This window comes from Rhodococcus sp. PvP016 (assembly GCF_017832185.1).
Classification (GTDB): domain Bacteria; phylum Actinomycetota; class Actinomycetes; order Mycobacteriales; family Mycobacteriaceae; genus Rhodococcoides.
In genome coordinates this window covers 2,572,260-2,593,255 of the sequence record NZ_JAFIBH010000001.1, presented here as the reverse complement: position 1 = coordinate 2,593,255, position 20,996 = coordinate 2,572,260, and the positions used below count along the sequence as shown (strand labels likewise).

The following is a 20,996-nucleotide window of genomic DNA, read 5'->3' as shown; positions in this document are numbered from 1 at the left end:
CTCCACACCCGTCTTCACCCGCACTCGTTCCACCGCCTCTGCGGTGACCAGGAGGTTCCCATGTCCGTCGTCGAAACCAGGTCCGCCCCGTCCCCCTCGCCCGCACCGTCCGGTGTCGCCCGACCCGAGGTCTGGTTCCTCACGGGCAGCCAGAGTCTGTACGGTCCCGAGACTCTCGAGCAGGTGGCGGTGCAGTCCCGCACGATCGCCGAGAAGCTCGACGACGCACTGGGTGTGACGGTGGTCTGGAAGCCGGTGCTTCTCGACGCGTCGTCCATCCTGAACCGGATGCGCGAGGCCAACACGACCGACGACTGCATCGGGGTGATCACCTGGATGCACACCTTCTCCCCCGCCAAGATGTGGATCGCCGGCCTCGACGCCCTCGACGTGCCCCTCCTGCACCTGCACACGCAGGCCGGGATGTCGCTGCCGTGGTCGACGATCGACATGGAGTTCATGAACCTCAACCAGGCCGCGCACGGCGACCGGGAGTTCGGTCACATCCAGTCCCGCGTCGGCGTGCTGCGGACCACCGTCGCCGGACACGTCGACGATCCCGCCGTCGTCCGGCGCGTCGAACAGTGGACGTGTGCGGCGCGCGGCCGCGCCGACATGCGATCGCTCCGGCTGGCGCGCTTCGGCGACAACATGCGCGACGTGGCCGTCACCGAGGGCGACAAGGTGGAGGCTCAGCTGCGATTCGGCGTCTCGGTGAACACCTACGGTGTCAACGATCTCGTCGAGGTCGTCTCCGCGGTGGACGACGCCGCGGTGTCCGCACTGGTCGACGAGTACGTCGAGACCTACGACGTCGCGGCCGCACTGCGGCCGGGCGGCGACCGACACGAGTCGCTGCGCTACGGCGCACGGGTCGAGGCCGGAATGCGGCAGTTCCTGACCAAAGGCGGATTCGGCGCCTTCACCACGAACTTCGAGGACCTCGGCGGGCTGCGGCAGCTCCCCGGACTCGCGGTCCAGAGGCTGATGGCCGACGGGTGGGGCTTCGGCGGCGAGGGCGACTGGAAGACCTCGATGTTGTTGCGCGCCATGAAGACCATGGCCATCGGGCAGCCCGGCGGCACGTCGTTCATGGAGGACTACACGTACCACCTCGTGCCCGGGGAGGAAAAGATCCTGGGCGCACACATGCTCGAGGTGTGCCCGTCCATCACCACGGCGACCCCGACCCTCGAGATTCATCCGTTGTCGATCGGCGGGCGCGAGGATCCCGTGCGACTGCGCTTCACGGCGGATCCCGGCGCCGGCATCGTCGTGGGCATCTCCGACGTCGGTGACCGGTTCCGCCTCACCGCCAACGTCATCGAGGTCGTCGAGCCGGACGAGGCGCTGCCATCCCTGCCGGTGGCCTGCGCCGTGTGGAAGCCGCAGCCCTCGCTGTCGGTGTCCGCGGAGTCGTGGCTCACAGCCGGCGCACCCCATCACACGGTGCTGAGCACTGCACTCGATCTACCGGTGCTGGAAGCGTTCTCGGACATGATCGCGGTTGAGCTTCTCACGATCGAGGAGGGCACCACCACGCGAGACTTCCAGCGCACGTTGCGCTGGAACGCGGCGTACCACCGGCTGGCCGCGGCGTTGTGAGCCGGCCGGTCAGCGGTAGACGACGGTGACCGGTGCGTGGTCGGACCACCGCTGGTCGTAGGTGTCGGCCCGCTCGACCACGGCGTCCTTCGCGCGGTCCGCGAAGTCCCGGGTGGCCATCTGGTAGTCGATGCGCCACCCGGCGTCGTTGTCGAAGGCCTTGCCGCGGTACGACCACCAGCTGTAGGGCCCGTCGACGTCAGGGTGGAGCGCGCGCACCACGTCGACCCACGCTCCCGACTCACCGACGAGAGCGTCGAGCCAGGCGCGTTCGCTCGCCAGGAAGCCGGACTTGGTGCGGTTGCCCTTCCAGTTCTTCAGATCCCGTTCGGTGTGCGCGATGTTCCAGTCACCGCAGACCACGTGATGGTCCCCCGAGGACGCGAGCGCCGCGAGACGGTGCTCGAACGCGGCCATGAACCGTTCCTTGGAATTCTGCTTCTCGGTACCCACCTCACCGGACGGCAGGTAGAGACTCGCGACGGTGACGGCCGGATCTGCTCCGACGGCCGGGAAGCGGGCCTCGATCCAGCGCCCCGCGTCGTCGAACTCGGCGCTCCCGAACCCGACGACAGCACTGTCCGCAGGAACCCGCGACAGGATGGCGACACCGTTGCGGCCCTTCGCGGACGGCTCGGCGGACACGAGGTGCCAGCCCTCGCCCAGCGCGGGAGCGAGGCATGCGAGCAATTCCTCGTCCGTCGCCCGCGTCTCCTGTAGGCAGACGATGTCCGCCGCGGAATGCTCGAGCCACTCGAGCATGCCCTTGCGCACCGCGGCGCGCACTCCGTTGACGTTGACCGACGTGATGGTGTGAGACACCGCAGCACCGTATCCGACGGCGCGGACAGGACCGTCAGGCGGCGAGACGAGCGTCGGTGCGACGCTGCATCGCCACCGACGTGGCCAGGACGGCGATGCCGGCGATCGCGAGACCGGCACCCACCACTGCCGGCGCCGTGTAGCCGAAGCCCGCGGCGATGACGGCGCCGCCGAGGGCGGCCCCCAGCGCGTTGGCGAAGTTGAACGCCGCGTGGTTGAGCGAGGCGGCGAGGGTCTGCGCATCGGCGGCGACGTCCATCAGTCGCGTCTGCAGCCCGGGCACGATGGCGGATCCCGATGCGGCGATGAGGAACACGACGATCAGGGCGGTCACGGGGTTGTGCGCTGCGGCGACGAACACCGCCAGGCTCACCGCGACGGACGTCATCGCCAGGAAGAGCCCGGGGATCAGCATGCGATCCGCGATCCATCCGCCGGCCATGTTGCCGACCACCATGCCGAGGCCGTAGATCATGAGCGCCAAGGGCACCGCGGCCTTGGAGAGCCCGGCCACGTCCGTCAGCGTCGTGGCGATGTAGGTGTACACGGCGAACATGCCGCCGAAGCCCACCATGCCGACGAAGAGTGTCATCCAGACCTGCGTGCGCCGGAAGGCGCCCAGTTCGGTCCGCGGGTTCGTGGTGGGCATCGAGTCCAGTCGCGGCAGCCACACCGCGAGGGCGGTGACGGTGAGTGCACCGATGACGGCGACGATGCCGAACGCGCTGCGCCAGCCGAACGCCTGGCCGATCCACGTGGCCGCCGGCACACCGACGACGTTGGCGACGGACAGCCCCATCATGACCATGGCCACCGACTTGGCGCGCGCACCGGGATCGGCGAGGTGGGCGGCCACCAGCGCTGCCACACCGAAGTACGCGCCGTGCGGCAGACCGGCGACGAAGCGGGAGGCCATCAGCTCGTGGAAGCTGGGCGCGAACACCGTGCCGAGGTTGCCCAGCGTGAACGCCACCATGAGGGCGAGCAGCAACGTCCGCCGCGGCACTCGCGCCGCGAGCGCGGCGATGACGGGCGCACCCACCACGACGCCGACGGCGTAGGCGGAGATGAGGTGACCGGCGCTGGGCTCGGAGACCCCCATCGTGGTCGCCATCTCCGGGAGCAGACCCATCGAGACGAACTCCGTGGTGCCGATGCCGAAACCGCCGAGAGCGAGCGCCAGCATCGCGACGCGTCGGCGGCGCACCCGCAACCGATCCGCCGCGGGGTCCGCGGCAGCAGCGGGAAGGACGTCGAACGCGACGGAGGGGGGTGTCACGAGCTCACTTTCGGGTCTGCGCCCCGCATCGATGGTTCATGATCGATTCAGAAGCGCTCGGGTGGTCAACGACGACGGGCGCCCCGAGAGGCGCCCGATCACCTGTCCATTCTGACCGCCGGCATGATCATTCGCCAATCGAACGATCGTGAGTTCGGCCACCCTCGTGCCGTCGACACCCGACCCGCTACCATTTCCGCCAAGGTCATGAGTGCCAGCATCGAGCCCCGGCTTGCTGGCCGGCAACCCTCCAACCGCGGTGGGGTGCCCCGGGTGATGACCGGGTTACTCGGCCCGCACGGGCCGAGAGCAAGCGCGGGCCCGTCTCCTCGGGCCCACCGACCGACGATCTCGGAGGTACCCATGTTCTCCCACCGACGGTGTTGTAGCCGGCGATAGGCCCCGACCCTTCTCTCCACGAAGATCGGCTCGCCTACTGCGCTCTGCACACGGTGAGGTGCCTCTCGTGCTGCGGGCGTGGCGGCTGCCGACGTGGATCCCACTCGAGCACCACCCCCACGAGGAGCACCACACCCATGACCGATCACACATCCGACACCGGTGCCACCGAGGGCGACGTCGTCGATGCAGCCGGAGCACCCGTCGAGGATCCGGCACTGAACTGGAGCTTCGAGACGCGGCAGGTGCACGTCGGACAGGTTCCCGACGTCACCACCCACGCGCGCGCCCTGCCGATCTACCAGACGACCTCGTACACGTTCGACAACACCGACCACGCCGCCGCGCTGTTCGGGCTCGCCGAGCCGGGCAACATCTACACCCGCATCATGAACCCGACGCAGGACGTCGTCGAGCAGCGCATCGCGTCGCTCGAGGGCGGCGTCGCCGCACTGCTCGTCTCGTCCGGCCAGGCCGCCGAGACGCTGGCGATCCTCAACATCGCCGAGACCGGCGACCACGTCGTCTCCAGCCCCCGTCTGTACGGCGGCACGTACAACCTCTTCCACTACACGCTGCCCAAGCTGGGCATCACCGTGTCGTTCGTCGACGATCCGGACGACCTCGACCAGTGGGAGAAGGCCGTCCGCCCCGAGACGAAGGCGTTCTACGGCGAGACCATCTCCAACCCGAAGAACGACATCTTCGACATCCGCGGAGTGTCCGACGTGGCGCACCGCCACGGCATCCCGTTGATCGTCGACAACACCGTGGCGACGCCGTATCTGATCCAGCCGCTGAAGCACGGCGCGGACATCGTGGTGCACTCGGCCACCAAGTACCTCGGCGGCCACGGCACCGCGATCGCCGGCGTCATCGTCGACGGCGGTGGCTTCGACTGGACACAGGGTCGCTTCACCAACTTCACCACCCCCGATCCCAGCTACCACGGTGTGGTGTTCGCCGATCTCGGCGCGCCGGCCTTCGCACTCAAGGCCCGCGTACAGCTGCTGCGCGACATCGGCGCGGCCGTCTCCCCGTTCAACGCGTTCCTCATCGGCCAGGGCATCGAGACGCTGTCCCTGCGCCTAGAGCGACACGTGCAGAACGCGACGGCGGTCGCACAGTTCCTCGAGCAGCGCGACGAGGTGACGAGCGTGAACTACGCCGGGTTGCCGTCCTCCCCGTGGTACGAGCGCGGACAGGAACTCGCTCCGCGCGGAGCGGGTGCCATCGTGGCGTTCGAACTCGCGGGCGGTGTCGACGCCGGCAAGCGTTTCGTGGATGCGCTGGAGCTGCACAGCCATGTCGCTAATATCGGGGACGTGCGTTCACTGGTGATCCATCCCGCGTCGACGACGCATTCGCAGTTGACGCCCGAGGAGCAGCTGGCCTCCGGAGTCACGCCGGGTCTCGTGCGACTCGCAGTCGGTATCGAGGGAATCGACGACATCCTGGCCGATCTGGAGAAGGGTTTCCGGGCCGCATCTTGACACTCGATCTCCACTCGCCTGCCCGTCCGTCGGCATTTCCGCCGGCGGACGGGCAGGTGGGTACCGTGCACATCGGCGACGTTCCCCTCGAGAGCGGACGCGTGGTTCCCGACGCGACGGTCGCCGTGCAGCGGTGGGGCGAGGTCTCGCCCGCGCGGGACAACGTCGTTCTCGTCCAGCACGCGCTCACCGGGGACTCGCACGTCACCGGACCGGCCGGACCGGACCATCCGTCGCCCGGGTGGTGGACCGGCATGGTGGGTCCCGGCGCACCCCTCGACACCGATCGCTGGTGCGTGGTGGCGACGAACGTGCTCGGCGGCTGCCGGGGTACCACGGGGCCCGCGTCGCTCGATCCGGACGGTGTCGCGTGGGGATCCCGTTTCCCCGCCATCTCCATCCGCGATCAGGTGACGGCGGAGCGCATGGTCGCCGATGCCCTCGGCATCGACCGCTTCGCTGCCGTCGTCGGCGGCTCCATGGGCGGTATGCGCACTCTCGAGTGGCTGGTCTCGTACCCGGACCGTGTCGCCTCGGCACTGGTGCTCGCCGTCGGCGCGCGCGCGTCCGCCGACCAGATCGGCACCCAGACCACGCAGATCGCCGCCATCACCGCCGACCCCGACTGGCAGGGCGGTGACTATCACGCCTCCGGTCGCGCTCCGCGTGCCGGACTCGCCGTTGCTCGGCGTATCGCGCACCTCACCTATCGCACCGAGCACGAGCTGGACGCCCGGTTCGGCAACGAGCCCCAGGTCGGCGAGGACCCGCTGAACGGCGGGCGCTACGCGATAGCGAGCTACCTCGAACACCAGGCGACGAAGCTCGTCGACCGCTTCGACGCCGGGACGTACGTGCTGCTGTCGGAGGCCATGAACCGGCACGACGTGGGCCGAGGGCGAGGCGGACTCGAGGCGGCCCTCGGCTCGGTCCGCACGCCCACCATCGTGGGCGGCGTCGACTCCGACCGGCTGTACCCCTTGCGGCAGCAGCAGGAGATCGCCGACCTCGTTCCCGGATGCGACGGGTTGCGCATCATCTCCTCGCGCGACGGCCACGACGGCTTCCTCACCGAACCCGACGCGGTGTCCACGATGCTCGTGGCCACCATGGCGTTGGCCTCGGACGCGCTCGCGGCGAAGGACTGATCCGCACCGTCCCCTGAGCTTGGCAACTCTCACAAAGAAACCTGAAGTCCTCGAGGACGAGGGAAATCAAGTTTCCGGTTTGTTAGTGTTCGACATCGTGTGGTCTGCACCGCAGCGCTCGACGCTGCGGTGACCGAAGGGCCCACGTGGGGATGCGAGCGAGCCGGGGGAACAGCATGTCGGACGATCACCCGGGCTCGGGCGCGGGAGCGGACGACTACACGCAGGTCTTCGATCTCACCCGGGCTCAGCGGGACATGTGGTTGCTGCAGGAACTCGACCCCGAGGTCACCTTCGCGGTCGCGCACTACATGGACATCCGCGGTCCGCTCGACGTCGATCTCCTCGAGCAGGCCATGCGCCTCGCCACCCTCGACACCGGCTCGATGCTCACCCGCCTCGTCACGAGTGACGCGCAGGACGAGCACGTCGACTCCGACTCGCTCCGTCAGCGTCTCGACCTCTCACTCCTCGACATCGACCTCGATCGCATCGACGTCAGCGACGACGAGTTCCCCGAGGAGGCGGCGGCCGAGATCATGACGGAGTTCACCCGTCCCCTCGACATGTATCGGGACGCGCTGGGCTACACCGCCGTCATCACCCTGGCCGAGGACCACCACTACTGGTACGCCCGCGGCCATCACGTGGCCATCGACGGTTACGGAGCCTCGGTCGCCGCCGCTCGCACCGCCGAGATCTACACGGCGCTGGTACGCGGCGAGGATCCACCGCCGTCGCGAGCACGGCATCCCCGGGCCTTCGCCGAGGCCGAGGCGCGCTACCGGGCGTCGTCGCGGTACGAGCGCGATCGAGCCCACTGGGCCGGTCTGCGCGACGTCCTCGGTGAGCCGGTCTCGATGTCCGGGCGGGTCGCGCCGCCGTCCGCGTTCAACCACCGCTGCGACACGCTGCTCGGTACGTCGGCGGACCGGACGGTCCACGACGCGGCGGAGCGTCACGGATCCACCGTCGCGGTCGTCGTCGCCGCCGCGTTCGCCGCGTTCCTCGCGCGGGTCACCGACACACCCGACGTCGTCCTGACGATGCCGATGGCCGCCCGCGTGACGTCGTGGATGCGCGAGTCGGCGTCCATGGCCGCCAACGCGGTACCCGTGCCCGCGCACTGCGGCGGCGGCGTCGACATCGGCTCGGTGGTCCGCGAGGTCGGGAACCGCGTCAGCGAATCACTCCGTCACCAGCTGCTTCCCGCCTCGGAGATCGCCCACCTGCTCGGTGCCCCCGGCGTCACTCTCGGTCCCACCATCAACCTCATGATGTTCGGCGAACGCGTGGTGCTGGGCGACATTCCGGCCGATCTCGAACTACTGACCTCCGGACCGACCGCGGACATGGCCGTGACGGTGCACGAGAGCACCACCACGGGTCGCCTGCGGGTGGACCTCGAGGGCAACCCCGCCCTGTACACGGCCGACGAACTGGTCGTCCACAGCGAACGGTTCGCCCGCTTCCTCGTCGACTTCGCCGAGGCCGACGTCGACACACCACTGCGCGCGCTGTCCCTCGTGACCGACGAGGACCGTGCCGCCGTCCTGCCGGCGCTCGATCCGCTGGTGCCGCCGTTCGCCACGTTCGCCGACATCCTCACGCACGGGCTGGTGCTGGGCGAGAAGGTGCCCGCCGTCGTCGACGGCGACATCGCACTCTCCTATCCCGAGCTCGACCGCCGCTCGGACGCACTGGCCCGCGAGTTGCTCGATCTGGGTGTCGGTCCCGACGTCATGGTCGTGTCCGCGCTGCCCCGCTCGCACGCGTCCGTCACCTCGGCCTGGTCCATCGCGAAAGCGGGCGGCGCGTACGTACCGGTCGACCCCACCCTGCCGGCCGACCGGATCACCACCATCATCGGCGACAGTGGCGCGCTGGTCGGCGTCACGACGAGCGCGCTGGTGAATTCGCTTCCCGCGCAGGTCGAATGGGTTCTCGTCGACGAGGACAGAGCACCGCTCACCGGCGGGGGCCTCGTGGGAGCGCGGCGCCCCGGACCGGACGACCTCGCCTACGTGATCTACACCTCCGGCAGCACGGGGACCCCGAAGGGCGTCGCGGTGACGCACCGGGGCTTCGCCGCGATGACGTACGCGGCCGTCTCGGCGCACCGACTGCCGCGCGGCGCGCGAGTGATGCACTTCGTGTCACCGGGATTCGACGCCTCCGTCCTCGAGATGGTGTTGGCCTTCGGGTCCGGCGGGACGTTGGTCGTCGTGCCCACCGACGTGCACGGCGGCGAGGAGCTGGCCGAGGTGCTCGACGCCCAGCGCATCGACGCCGGCTTCATCACGCCTTCCGCTCTCGCCACCGTTCCCGTGGCGCCGGGCGCGGGTCCGCGTGCCATCGGAGTCGGCGGAGACGTCGTCCCGGTCGCGCTGGTGGACGAGTGGGCGCCCGGACGCCGGATGGTCAACGTGTACGGGCCGACCGAGAGCACGGTGGCCGTGACGTTCGGTCCCCTGGTCGCCGAACACGAGGTGGAGCTGGGGTCACCCTTCCCGGGCATCCGCGCCTTCGTCCTCGACAGCTCGCTCGCGCTGACACCGCCCGGCTGTGTGGGTGAGCTCTACCTCGGCGGTACCGGCATCGCTCGCGGGTACCTCGGCCGTACCGCCCTCACGTCCGAGCGCTTCGTCGCCGATCCGTTCGGGAACTCCGACAGGCTCTACCGCACAGGCGATCTGGTGAAGTGGACCACCCGCGGCACCCTGGTCTACCTCGGGCGCCGGGACAGCCAGGTGAAGGTGCGCGGATTCCGGATCGAGCTCGGCGAGATCGAGGAGGCGCTGCGAGCGCTGCCCGACGTCGCGGACGCCGCCGTGGTGGTCCGCGGTGACGGCACCCTCCGCACCGTCGAGGGCTACGTGCGCATGACGCACGCAGGCGCCGTCGCCGACACACTGCTCGACGATCTCGCTCTTCTGCTCCCCCACTACATGGTGCCGAACCGGCTCACGATCCTCGACGAGATGCCGCTGACGCCGAACGGCAAGATCGACAGGCGACGCCTTCCCGAACCGCGTGCCCGCGAGAGTCGTCCCGCGCGCGCTCCGGAATCGGAGAACGAACTCCTGGTGGCGAGCGTCCTGGCCGACGTCCTCGGCCTGGACGACGTGGCCGCCACCGACGACTTCTTCGAACTGGGCGGCAACTCCCTGCTCGCGACGAGGGTCGCCGCCCGCATCTCGGCCGTCGGGGGCCATGCCCTCGGGGTTCGCGAGGTGTTCCGGCACCCCGTGGTCGAAGCGCTCGCACTGCACCTGGACGACGGCACCCCGTCCACCGGCGATCAGGACGGGCCCGTGCCCGTCGACCGGTCCGCGCCGATTCCCGCCTCGCCGTCCCAGCGCAGCATGTGGTGGATCGAGCAGTACCGGCCGTCGGCGACGTATCACGTGCCGCTCGCCCTCCGCGTCACCGGTTCGTTCTCGGTCGAGGCGGCGCGGGCCGCGCTTCTCGACGTCCTCGATCGTCACGAGAGCCTGCGCACACTCTTCGACCGCGACGACACCGTCGACGGCCCCGTGCAGCGCGTCGTCGACATCGACACGGCCACCACTCTGTTCGATGTCGACGTGCTCGACGCGCCGGACGCGGACGCCGTCCTCCCGGCGCTGAGGGACGTCGCGTCCCGCCCCTTCGATCTCGCTGTCGACCTGCCCCTGCGCGCCCGGATCGTCCGCGTCGCCGGCACCTCCGGACCGGCGACCGATCATGTCGTGGCTCTCGTCCTGCACCACGTGTGTGTCGACGGGTGGTCGCTCGGCGTGCTGGCCACCGACCTCGTCGTCGCGTACTCCGCGCGGCTCGAGGGCCGCACCCCGACCTGGTCCCCGCTGCCCGTGCAGTACGCGGACGCCTCGGAATGGAAGCGGCTGGCACTCGGGTCCGCGGACGATCCGGAGTCGGCCCTCGCGACGTCCGCCGCCTGGTGGACCGACGCGCTCGCGGATCTCCCCGACGTCCCCACTCCCGGTGCCGATCGCCCGCGTCGCGCGGAACCGTCCGGACAGGGCGCGACGGTGTCCGTCGTCCTCGACGGCGATCGTGGAGTGCACGTCGACGCCCTCGCCCGTCGAATCGGCCTGTCCCACTTCATGATCGTCCACGCCGCACTGGTGCTGGTTCTCAGTCGATTCGGAGCAGGAGCCGACGTCACCATCGGCACCGCCGTCGCCGGACGCGATCACCCGGACCTCGACGGAGTCGTCGGCATGTTCGTCAACTCCGTGGTGCTGCGCACCGTGGTCGACGGCGCGGCGACCGTCGCCGACCATCTCGACGCCGTGCGGGCGGCCGATCTGGACGCGTTGGCCCATGCGGACATGCCCTTCGACACCCTCGTCGACCTGCTCGACCCACCGCGCACTCCGGGCCGACACCCTCTCTTCGACGTCATGCTCACCACCCGGAGCACGCCGGACACGTCGGGCACGGTGGGCGATGCGCGGGTGACCGCCCACGGGATCGACGTCGCACGGGCGAAGTACGACCTCGAACTGGTGCTCGACGAGTCACCCGGGCAGGCCGGCCCGCGGTCGAGCATCGATCTCACCTATGCCACCGACCTGTTCGACGAACGCACCGCGCGCGCCGTGCTCGATCGACTCCTGGCCGTGCTCGACGCGATCGCCGCCGACCCCGACGCGCTCGTCGCCGACATCGACGTCCTACTGCCTCCCGAGCGCGCGGCGACGGTGCCGATGCGGGAACGCGCGCGAGCTCGGTCGACGGACTCGACCTCCGCGCTCGACACTCTCGTGGCCCACCACGCCGCGACCACCCCGGACGCGGTGGCCGTGGTCGACGGCGACCGCCGGACCACCTACGCGGAGCTCGAGGTACTCGTCGCCCGCGGCGCCGCACGCCTCGTGGACAACGGCGTCTCCGCCGACACGCGTGTGATCGGCCTGCTGCGACGCTCGACCGAGTCGGTGGCCGCGATTCTCGCCGTCTCGCGCGCCGGTGGTGCCATCGTCCCGGTCGATCCCGACTACCCGGCGGACAGGCGCTCGTTCATGGTGCGGGACAGCAAGACGCTGCACGCCGTGTGCTCCGATCCCTCGGACGTCCCGAGCGACGGCTTCCTGTGGTCCACGACGGACTCGCTGTTCGCCGAGGAGAACGTTCCGGCGTGTCCCGACGACGGTGGCTGGGTCGTTCCGCTCGGCTGCACGGCGTACGTCACCTACACGTCGGGAACGACCGGACGTCCCAAGGGTGTCCAGGTCACCCGTCAGGGCTACGCGAACATCACGAGCGAACTGGTGCGCGCCTACGGGGCGGACACCGACGCCCGCGTGCTCGCCTTCGCCTCTCCCAGTTTCGACGCCTCGATGCTCGAACTGGGCCTCGCCTTCGGGTCCGGAGGCGCGCTGGTGATGGTCCCCCCGGGAATCGTGGGCGGCACGGAACTGGCGACGCTGCTGCGCCGCCACGACGTGACGCACTGCTTCCTCACCCCCTCCGTCCTGTCGACACTGTCCGCCGACGACCTCGTCCCCGGCGACCCGGTGCTGCTGTCCGCACTCGGCGTCGGCGGCGAGAACTTCGGCTCGGATCTGCTCGAGTCGGTCGCGCCCGGACGCACCGTCATCAACATCTACGGGCCCACCGAGACCGCGATCTGCACCCACGCCAGGACGCTGCACGAGGGTGACGACGTCGCACTCGGGCGCCCCGTCGCCGGGATGCGGGCGACCGTGCTCGACGCCTCGCTGCACCCGGTGCTGCCCGGAGTCGAGGGCGAACTGCACCTCGCCGGAGTACAACTCGCACGGGGTTACCTCGACCGGCCGGGCCTCACGGCGACACGTTTCGTCGCCGACCCGTTCGGCCCACCGGGAAGCCGGACCTACCGCACCGGCGACCTGGCACGGTGGACCTTCGCGGCCGATCCCGACAGCACCGAACCGGTCGTCCGCATCACCGGTCGCAGCGACTTCCAGGTCAAGATCCGTGGTCTGCGGATCGAACTCGGCGAGATCGACGCCGTGCTCGCGTCGGCACCGGGTGTCGGTGGAGCCGTCACGCTGACGACGCCCGGACCGACCGGCGAGACCGTGCTCGTCTCGTTCGTCCACCCCGTCGTCGACGAGTCGGCCGCCCTGCGATCGAGCGATCTGCTGCGCCTCGCCCGCACTCGGCTGCCGCGTCACATGGTGCCCACCGCGATCGTCGTCGTGGACGCGTTTCCGCTGACACCGGTGGGCAAGCTCGACCGTGCGGCGTTGCCGATGCCGACCGTCCTCGTCGACGAGGACGACCGCGCTCCCGGAACCGCCGCGGAAGCAGCCGTCGCGGGTGTGCTCGCGCAGGTCCTGGGTGTCGAGCGCGTCGGTGTCACAGCGGACTTCTTCGCGCTCGGCGGAACGTCGCTGACCGCGACGCGCTACGCCGCGCGCATCACCGAGGTCACCGGTGTGCCCGTCGCCGTACGCACCATCTTCGATCGCCCCACTGTCGCAGAGCTCGCCGAACTGCCCGAATTCGCCGACCTGACAGCACATTCGGGCGCCCTCCCACGGGCCGACGCGGTGACACCCGCGGAGCGACCCGATCCCGTCCCGCTGACCCCGGCGCAGCTGTCGATGTGGTTCTCGTCGAAGGTGGCGAGCACCGCCACGGCGTACACGATCGTGGCCGGACTGCTCGTGGAGGGTCCGCTCGACGTCGACGCCGTCGGTGCGGCCGTGAACGACGTCATCGCGCGGCACGAATCGCTGCGCACCGTGTATCCCACGGTCGCGGGCGAGCCGGTGCAAGTGGTCCTCGACACCGCTCCCGTCTCCGTCGAGCTGGTCACTCCCTCCGACTCCGATCTCGATCCGTCGGCGCCCGAGGTGCAGGCGGCACTCGACGAGGTCGCCCGGCGACGGTTCGATCTCGCGACCGAGGCCCCCGTCCGTGCCGTCGTGGTACGCCTGTCGGAGCACACCCACGTCGTCGGGGTCGCGGTTCATCACATCGCCGCCGACGGCGAATCGGTGGCGCCGCTCACCACCGACCTGCTGCTGGCCTACGAGGCTCGCCGCACGGGAGTCGCACCGGTGTGGCCGACGGAGCCGGTGCAGTACATCGATCACGCGCTGGCACTCACACTCTCAGTGGGCAGCGCCGACCACACCCGCGCCGTCGACTTCTGGCGCTCGGTCCTGGACGGCGCTCCCCCCGTGCACTCGGTACCGCTGAACAGCCCGCGCCCCGACCGGCCCACCGGCCGCGCCGACGTCGTCGACGCGGTCCTGAGCCCGCAGGTCCGCGATCGCGTGCTCGCCTACGCGGCCGATCACCGCGGTACCGAGTTCATGGTGGTGCACGCCGCACTGGCCGCCGTGCTGGCCGCGCACACTCCCGGGATCGACCCGCTGCTCGGGACGGCGGACGTCGTCGTCGGCACCCCGTACGCGGACCGCGCCGGAGCCGAGTCGATGGTCGGCATGGCGGTGAACACCCTCGCGCTGCGGGTGCCGGTGTCGTTGGCATCCACCTTCGACGAGATCGTCGACGTGGTGCGGGACCGCGATCTCGCGGCGCTCGACCATGCCGCGGTTCCGTTCGAGACGCTGGTGTCGACACTGCAGCCCGAACGTCATCCGGCACGCCACCCGATCGTCCAGATCATGCTCTCGGTCCACGCCGCTCCGCCGCTGCACCTCGACCTCGGCGGGCGCACCGTCTCCGCGCTCCGCCTGCCCGTGGAGCGATCCGCCTTCGATCTCGTCGTGACCGTCCGCGCCCGGACGGACGGCGGTGCCGACGTGTCGGTCGCCTATGCCCGAGACCTGTTCCTGCCCAGCACCGCCCGCCATCTGGCCGACGCCGTGGTGGACACACTGGACCGCGCCACGTCCGATCCCGCACTGTCGATCGCGAGCCTGACGGGCCCGTCCCGTCTCCCGTCCGAGACGGAGTTCCTGGACGTGCTCGTCGAGCGGGTCGCACGCGACTCCCCGGAGCGCCCCGCCGTCGTCGCTCCCGAGGGCACCCGTACCTACGGTGAACTCCTCACCGCCGCAGACGCTCTCGCCGACCGACTCCGCGCGGCCGGCGCCGGGCCCGGACGCACCGTGGCGCTCGCGATGAGCCGGTCCGCGTCCTCGGTGACGGCGTTCTGGGCCGTCGCGAGGACCGGCGCGACGATCCTGCCTCTCGATCCGACGTATCCGGAAGAACGTCTGAGCTACATCCTCGACGACGCGGATCCCGTCCTGGCATTGCGAGCGGCCTCGGATCCCGTGGTCGCGCCGGACGCCGTCACGTGGTGGACCCTCGACACCGACGCAACGCCCGATCACCCCTCCATGCCCGACGCGGCCCTGCCGGCGACGGTCCGGCGCAGCCTCGACGACGTCGCCTACCTCGTCTACACCTCGGGAACGACCGGGCGCCCGAAACCTGTCGGCGTCACCCATCGCGGCCTCGAGAGCCTCGCCGTGGCCCTCGGAACGGCGTTCGACACCGACCGGACGTCCCGCGTCCTGCACGCGGCGTCCCCGGGGTTCGACGCGGCGATCCTCGAGATGCTGGTGACGGTGATCCGCGGATCGACGTCCGTGGTCGCGCCGGCCGCCGCCTACGCCGGCAGGGCGCTCGAGGCCCTGATCGAGCGTGAGCGCGTGGACGTGCTGTTCCTGACGCCTGCCGCGCTGGCGACCCTCGATCCTCACACCGTGTCCGGTGTGCGGTCGGTGGGCACCGGCGGCGAGGCGCTTCCCGCGGCTCTGCTCGAGGCGTGGGCCCCGGGTCGCCGGATGGTCAACGCCTACGGCCCCAGCGAGACCACGGTGGCGGCGACGATGGGTGTCCAGCGCGCCGGCCGCGCACCCCACATCGGACTCGCCGTGCCCGGCACCGCCCTGCGCGTACTCGACACGAGACTGGTAGCGGTCGCCGACGGCGACGTGGGTGAGCTGTACGTCTCCGGACCCGGAGTGGCACAGGGCTATCCGGGGCGCCCGGGGCTCACGGCAACACGCTTCGTGGCCGACCCGTCGGGACGCCCGGGCGGCAGGACGTACCGCACCGGCGACCTGGTGCGGGTCGCATCCGACGGCATGGTCGAGATGACGGGCCGATCGGACACTCAGAGGAAGATCCGCGGTGTCCGCATCGAACCGGCCGAGGTGGAGGCCGTGCTGGCCGCCCACCCGGCCGTGACGTCGGTGGCCGTCGTCGTCGAGGAGAACTCCGTCGGCGCGGCGCTCGCGGCACACGTGACGGTGCACGGCACCGTCGACTCCGCCGCCCTGCGGAGCTTCGCCGCCGAGAAGCTCCCCCGCGCCCTCGTCCCCGCGACGGTCACCGTGCATTCGTCGTTGCCGCGCACCCCGCACGGCAAGGTCGACCGACGTGCACTGCTCATCCCTCTGGGCCGGCTCGAACCGCTGGCTCCCGATCACTTGAGCCCGGATCATCCGAGCACTGCCCCGGCCCGTACGACCACCGCCACGGCGATCGCGCCCGCCCGGTCGATGCTCGACACCGTCCGAAGCGTCTTCGCCGACGTGCTCGGGGTCGATGCCGTCGGCCCGGACGACGACTTCTTCGCTCTCGGCGGCAACTCCCTCGCCGCGGTACGGGTCATGGACGTCCTTCGTGAGCGCCTCCGTACCGACATCGCTACCGACGTCGACCCCGATTCCCTCGACGTCACCTGGTTCTTCGACGCAGCCACCCCGGCTGCGTTGTCCGCTCGCGTACAGGAGCTGATCATGCTCGACGACAATCACGGCACCCGAGGCGACGGCGGCAGCCACGCGAACGGTTCCTCCACGAACGGCTCGGGCACGAACGGGTCCGGAGCCAACGGAACCGCCACGAGGACCGGGTCGCACGCGGCACCCCCGCCCGTCACCGAGCCGACCGCTCGCACACCGAAGCCGCCGGTCCGTCGCACCAGCACCGACGCGGTACTGCCGTTGCGTGCCGGCGACGACGGTGTGACGCCGCTCATCTGCGTGCATCCGGCCATCGGGCTCTCCTGGAGCTACACGGGACTGCTGCCGCACCTCGATCCGTCGATCCCCGTGCTGGGTCTGCAGGCCCGCGGCATCGGTATCCCCGCACCCGAGCCCGCGTCGGTCGCGGAGATCGCGCGCGACTACGTCAACACCGTGCGCGCCCAGTTCCCCACGGGCCCCTACCGACTCCTCGGGTGGTCACTCGGCGGCCTCATCGCCCACGCGATGGCCGTGGAGATCGAGAAGCTCAGCGACGAGGTCGAACTGTTCGTCATGGACGCCTATCCCCTCGCCGGCACCGACCGCCCGCGCACCGAGATGTCCGTGGCGTCGCTGATGCGTGAGTTCCTTCCTCTCGAGGTGACCGTCGACGACGACATCGATCTCGACGCGGCCATCGCCATGATCCGCGGCGCGGGGGGACCGACCGCCCATCTCGACGAAGGGCAGATGCGACGGCTGTACGAGCGCTACCAGCTGTTCGTCGACCTCGGCCACGAGCACACTCCGGCCCGGTTCTCGGGCGATCTCCAGTTCTTCTCCGCAACCGTCGATTCCGATCCCACCCTCACGCCGTGGGCATGGCGGCGCTACATCGCCGGGTCGATCACCGACTACCCCGTCGACGTCCCGCACAACGCGATGGGCACGCCGGACGCGCTGGCCGCCGTCGCACGTCGCCTCGGCGGTGTGCGTCCGGCGCTGCTCGCCGGTGCCCGGTGACCGCCGGACTCTCCGGAGGAGCGACCCTCGCCGTCGACGTCCGATCGTTGGTCAAGGACTACACCGGACGGCGTAACACGCACCGGGCCCTCGACGGCGTCGACCTCACGGCCGCTGCGGGACAGGTCACCGCGGTGCTCGGCCCCAACGGCGCCGGCAAGACCACCACCGTGCGGATCGTCGCGACGCTGATCCGGCCCACGTCGGGTTCCGTCCACGTCGCGGGCGTGGACGCCGTGAAGGACCCGCGCACGGTGCGTGGGCTCATCGGGCTGTCCGGCCAGTACGCCGCCGTCGACGGTCGGCTCACCGGCTACGAGAACCTCCGCATGCTCGGGCGGCTCTACGGGCTCAGCAGCCGAGACGCACGCGCGCGAGCGCGCGAGCTCCTCACCCGGTTCCGCCTCGACGACACGGGAACCCGCTCGGTCTCCACATTCTCCGGCGGTATGCGCCGTCGTCTCGATCTGGCGGGCGCGCTGGTGGCGCGGCCACCCCTCATCGTGCTCGACGAACCCACCACCGGTCTCGACCCCCGCAGTCGGAACGACATGTGGGACATCGTCACCGACCTCAAGGCGGACGGAACGGCAGTGCTGCTCACCACCCAGTATCTCGAGGAGGCCGACCGACTGGCCGATGCGATCGTCGTCGTCGACGGCGGTGTCGTCGTGGCCAGGGGCACCCCGTCCGATCTGAAGTCGCGCGTCCGTCCGCCGTCCGTCGAGGTGCGCCTCGCCGACCCTCGTGACCTGCGCCTGGCAGCGGATCTGCTCCCGCGGATGAACTTCCGCGTGCACCGCGCCTCCGCGTCCGCCGGGTGGTTCACCGTGGACGCACCGTGGGGCAGCGAATCCATGGTCGACGTGCTGAGTCGCCTGCACGGCACCGGTATCCGGGTCGGCGACGCGCGGGTGAACGTACCCGATCTCAACGACGTCTTCTTCCAGTCGACCGGTAGCGCCTCCCCCGCCGCCCCCTCCCTCGCGACGGCCACCGCATGACCGCCGAACTGGTCGGTCCCCGCGGCGTCCGGGAGCAGAACGCCTCCAGCTTCCTCGTCGACTGCGTGACCATGACCCAGCGCAACCTGCTGACCATCCTGCGGGTCCCACAGTTGTTGCTCGGGGCGACGATTCAGCCCCTCATGTTCGTCCTGCTCTTCAGCTACGTCTTCGGCGGAGCACTGGGCGGTGCCACCTACCGCGAGTTCCTCATGGGCGGCATCTTCACGCAGACCGTCGTGTTCAGCGCCGCGTTCACGGCCATCGGGCTCGCGACCGACAGCAAGGAGGGCATCGTCGACCGGTTCCACTCGCTGCCGATGTCGCGTCTGTCCATCGTGCTGGGGCGCACTCTCTCCGACATGCTCGTGTCGGTGGTGAGCATCGCCGTGATGATCGGCGCGGGCTACGCCGTCGGGTGGCGCATCCGCGGGAGCGCTCTCGACGCACTGGGCGCGGTGCTGCTGCTGATGTTCTTCGGCTTCGCCATGTCGTGGATCGGCGCCGTGGTCGGTTCCGTCGCCAGCACGGCCGAGAGTGCCCAGAGTGCGCTGATGATCATTCTGTTCCCGATCACCTTCATCTCGTCCGCGTTCGTGCCGTCGTCGACGCTGCCGGGCCCACTCCGCGCTGTCGCGCAATGGAACCCGATCACCTCGGTGGCCCGGTCGACGCGCGAGTCGTTCGGCAATCCCACCGCGCCGTCCGTCGCGATCCGCGAACCGATCAACTGGGCGTCGACACACCCGATGCTGTACTCGGTGATCGTCTCGCTGCTCATCCTCGCGATCTTCGTCCCGTTGACGCTGCGGGTCACTCGCTCGCGCGAGGGCTAGTCCGTCCCGAGCGGATCGATCGAGACCGCGAGCCACACCACTGCGCTGCCCACGGCTGCCAGGGAGAAGGTGTCGAACGCGCGGGACCGCACGGCCAGGATCCCGACACGCTCACTGCCGAGGCACAACCGGCACGCGGCGGCGATCAGGGTCGCGACACCGAAGACGAACGCGCCGCGGCGCCACCGATCGGCGAGCACCAGGGCCACGGCGACGACGATCACCAAGACGACGGCGACCACCGGGATGCTGCGCCGGAGCATGTCCCGCGCCGGCCTCCGCCGCGTCGGTCCCCCGACAGCCGACCCGAGCCGGCCTCTCATGACGAGACCGACTCCGATGCGGCCAGCATGCGCTCCGCTCGCTCGACGACGTTGCTCAGCAGGAACGCGCGCGTGAGGGGTCCGACTCCGCCGGGGTTCGGGGACAGGAAGCCGGCGACCTCGTCGACGCCGTCGGCCACGTCGCCGCGCAGTCCGTCGTCGGTGCGCGAGACACCGACGTCGATCACAGCGGCGCCGGGCTTGATCATGTCCGGGGTGATCAGCCCGACGACACCGGCACCGGCGACGACGATGTCGGCTCGCCGCACCTCGGTGGCCAGGTCACGGGTACCGGTGTGGCACAGCGTCACCGTGGCGTTCTCGGATCGGCGCGTGAGGATCAGACCGAGGGGCCGGCCGACGGTGACTCCGCGACCGACCACGACGACGTGGGCGCCGGCGATCGGGACGTCGTACCGGCGCAGGAGGTGCACGATGCCGCGCGGAGTGCACGGCAGCGTCGACTCCTCGCCCAGCACCAGGCGGCCGAGGTTGACGGGATGGAGGCCGTCGGCGTCCTTCTCCGGATCGACACGCTCGAGGGCGCGGTTCTCGTCGAGATGCTTCGGCAGCGGCAACTGCACGATGTAACCGGTGCACGCCGGATCCGCGTTCAGTCCGTCGATGACGGCGTCGAGTTCCTCGCTCGAGACGTCCGCGGGCAGGTCGCGGCGCAGGGAGGCGATACCCACCTTGGCGCAGTCGTTGTGCTTGCCGCGGACGTAGGCGGCGGAACCGGGATCGTCGCCCACCAGCACCGTGCCGAGCCCGGGGGTCACGCCGCGCTCCCGCAGCGCCGTCACGCGCGCGGTGAGGTCGACGAAGATCTCGTCGCGGGTGAGTTTGCCGTCCAGTCGCGTTGCGGTCACACCACATAGTTTCCCACGCTCGGGCAGGCGGGTGGGACGTGGCAGTCTGATCAGGTGTTCCGTCTGATGTTCCACGAACCGCGTATCCCGCAGAACACGGGAAACGCCATCCGCCTGGTCGCCGGTACGGGGTGTGAGCTGCACCTGATCGAACCGCTCGGCTTCGACCTGTCCGAGCCCAAGCTGCGGCGCGCCGGCCTCGACTACCACGACCTGGCGTCCGTCACGGTGCACCCGAACCTCGAGGCGGCGTGGGACGCCCTCGCGCCCGAGCGGGTCCACGCCTTCACCGCCCATGCCACCACGTCCTACGCGTCGGTGTCGTACCGGCCCGGCGACGTGCTGCTGTTCGGGCCCGAGCCCACCGGCCTCGCACCGGAGGTACTGGCCGACGAGCACGTGACCGACCGCCTGCGCATCCCGATGCTGGCGGGGCGCCGGTCGATGAACATCACCAACGCCGCGTCGGTCGTGGTCTACGAGGCATGGCGTCAGTGCGACTTCGAGGGCAGCGTCTGACG

The 20,996-nt window shown here is 70.3% G+C and carries 11 protein-coding genes and 1 riboswitch; of the genes, 7 read left to right on the top strand and 4 right to left on the bottom strand.

Features of this window, described 5'->3' with window-relative positions; translation table 11 throughout:
* Nucleotides 1-60: 60 nt before the first annotated feature.
* Entirely contained in the window at nt 61-1,605 is a 1,545-nt protein-coding gene (gene araA, locus JOE30_RS12170; protein ID WP_204866934.1) for an L-arabinose isomerase, read from the top strand.
* A gap of 9 nt (nt 1,606-1,614) precedes the next feature.
* Here araA and JOE30_RS12165 read toward each other — a convergent pair whose 3' ends face one another.
* A complete protein-coding gene (locus tag JOE30_RS12165) occupies nt 1,615-2,367 on the bottom strand; it encodes an exodeoxyribonuclease III (protein ID WP_239532685.1) in 753 nt (250 codons plus the stop codon).
* A 94-nt stretch (nt 2,368-2,461) separates the two neighbouring features.
* Nucleotides 2,462-3,613 (bottom strand): MFS transporter, encoded by a 1,152-nt coding sequence (locus tag JOE30_RS12160; RefSeq protein ID WP_204870314.1) that lies wholly within the window; start codon nt 3,611-3,613, stop codon nt 2,462-2,464.
* Between the two features lie 296 nt (nt 3,614-3,909).
* Nucleotides 3,910-4,028, top strand: a riboswitch (SAM riboswitch).
* Nucleotides 4,029-4,242: 214 nt separating this feature from the next.
* On the opposite strand from JOE30_RS12160, the gene JOE30_RS12155 reads away from it, so the two are divergent.
* The 5 genes from JOE30_RS12155 (at nt 4,243) to JOE30_RS12135 (ending at nt 19,283) form a co-directional block, all read left to right on the top strand.
* Nucleotides 4,243-5,598, top strand: coding sequence for a bifunctional o-acetylhomoserine/o-acetylserine sulfhydrylase (locus JOE30_RS12155; protein WP_204866931.1), 1,356 nt, complete (start codon nt 4,243-4,245; stop codon nt 5,596-5,598).
* A 56-nt stretch (nt 5,599-5,654) separates the two neighbouring features.
* The gene (locus JOE30_RS12150) at nt 5,655-6,746 is read left to right on the top strand and encodes a homoserine O-acetyltransferase (RefSeq protein ID WP_371831667.1); all 1,092 of its coding nucleotides are present in this window, start codon (nt 5,655-5,657) and stop codon (nt 6,744-6,746) included.
* A gap of 176 nt (nt 6,747-6,922) precedes the next feature.
* On the top strand, nt 6,923-17,443 hold the full coding sequence (locus JOE30_RS12145; RefSeq protein WP_204866927.1) for a non-ribosomal peptide synthetase: 10,521 nt from the start codon (nt 6,923-6,925) through the stop codon (nt 17,441-17,443).
* Nucleotides 17,440-18,447: an ATP-binding cassette domain-containing protein gene (locus tag JOE30_RS12140; RefSeq protein ID WP_204870854.1), complete on the top strand. Its 1,008-nt coding sequence runs from the start codon at nt 17,440-17,442 to the stop codon at nt 18,445-18,447. The genes JOE30_RS12145 and JOE30_RS12140 overlap by 4 nt, the downstream gene beginning before the upstream one ends.
* Nucleotides 18,444-19,283 (top strand): ABC transporter permease, encoded by an 840-nt coding sequence (locus tag JOE30_RS12135; protein WP_056447645.1) that lies wholly within the window; start codon nt 18,444-18,446, stop codon nt 19,281-19,283. The genes JOE30_RS12140 and JOE30_RS12135 overlap by 4 nt, the downstream gene beginning before the upstream one ends.
* Here JOE30_RS12135 and JOE30_RS12130 read toward each other — a convergent pair.
* Together JOE30_RS12130 and JOE30_RS12125 are read right to left on the bottom strand one after the other, a co-directional pair.
* Nucleotides 19,280-19,546 carry a DUF3017 domain-containing protein gene (locus JOE30_RS12130; protein ID WP_204870313.1) on the bottom strand — a complete coding sequence of 89 codons (267 nt, stop codon included), beginning with the start codon at nt 19,544-19,546 and terminating at the stop codon, nt 19,280-19,282. The two genes, JOE30_RS12135 and JOE30_RS12130, sit on opposite strands and share 4 nt — an antisense overlap.
* Nucleotides 19,547-19,602: 56 nt before the next feature.
* Entirely contained in the window at nt 19,603-20,475 is an 873-nt protein-coding gene (locus JOE30_RS12125; protein WP_204866925.1) for a bifunctional methylenetetrahydrofolate dehydrogenase/methenyltetrahydrofolate cyclohydrolase, read from the bottom strand.
* A 54-nt stretch (nt 20,476-20,529) separates the two neighbouring features.
* Here JOE30_RS12125 and JOE30_RS12120 point away from each other — a divergent pair, with 54 nt between their 5' ends.
* Nucleotides 20,530-20,994, top strand: a complete 465-nt coding sequence (locus JOE30_RS12120) for a tRNA (cytidine(34)-2'-O)-methyltransferase (RefSeq protein ID WP_204866924.1) — start codon at nt 20,530-20,532, stop codon at nt 20,992-20,994.
* The last annotated feature ends 2 nt before the right edge of the window (nt 20,995-20,996 follow it).

Excerpts from the sequence above, each read along its gene's own strand:
- araA (WP_204866934.1), top strand. The coding sequence starts at position 61 with ATGTCCGTCGTCGAAACCAGGTCCGCCCCGTCCCCCTCGCCCGCACCG.
- JOE30_RS12145 (WP_204866927.1), top strand. The coding sequence starts at position 6,923 with ATGTCGGACGATCACCCGGGCTCGGGCGCGGGAGCGGACGACTACACG.
- JOE30_RS12135 (WP_056447645.1), top strand. The coding sequence starts at position 18,444 with ATGACCGCCGAACTGGTCGGTCCCCGCGGCGTCCGGGAGCAGAACGCC.
- JOE30_RS12155 (WP_204866931.1), top strand. The coding sequence starts at position 4,243 with ATGACCGATCACACATCCGACACCGGTGCCACCGAGGGCGACGTCGTC.
- JOE30_RS12165 (WP_239532685.1), bottom strand. The coding sequence starts at position 2,367 with ATGCTCGAGTGGCTCGAGCATTCCGCGGCGGACATCGTCTGCCTACAG.
- JOE30_RS12130 (WP_204870313.1), bottom strand. The coding sequence starts at position 19,546 with ATGCTCCGGCGCAGCATCCCGGTGGTCGCCGTCGTCTTGGTGATCGTC.
- JOE30_RS12160 (WP_204870314.1), bottom strand. The coding sequence starts at position 3,613 with ATGCTGGCGCTCGCTCTCGGCGGTTTCGGCATCGGCACCACGGAGTTC.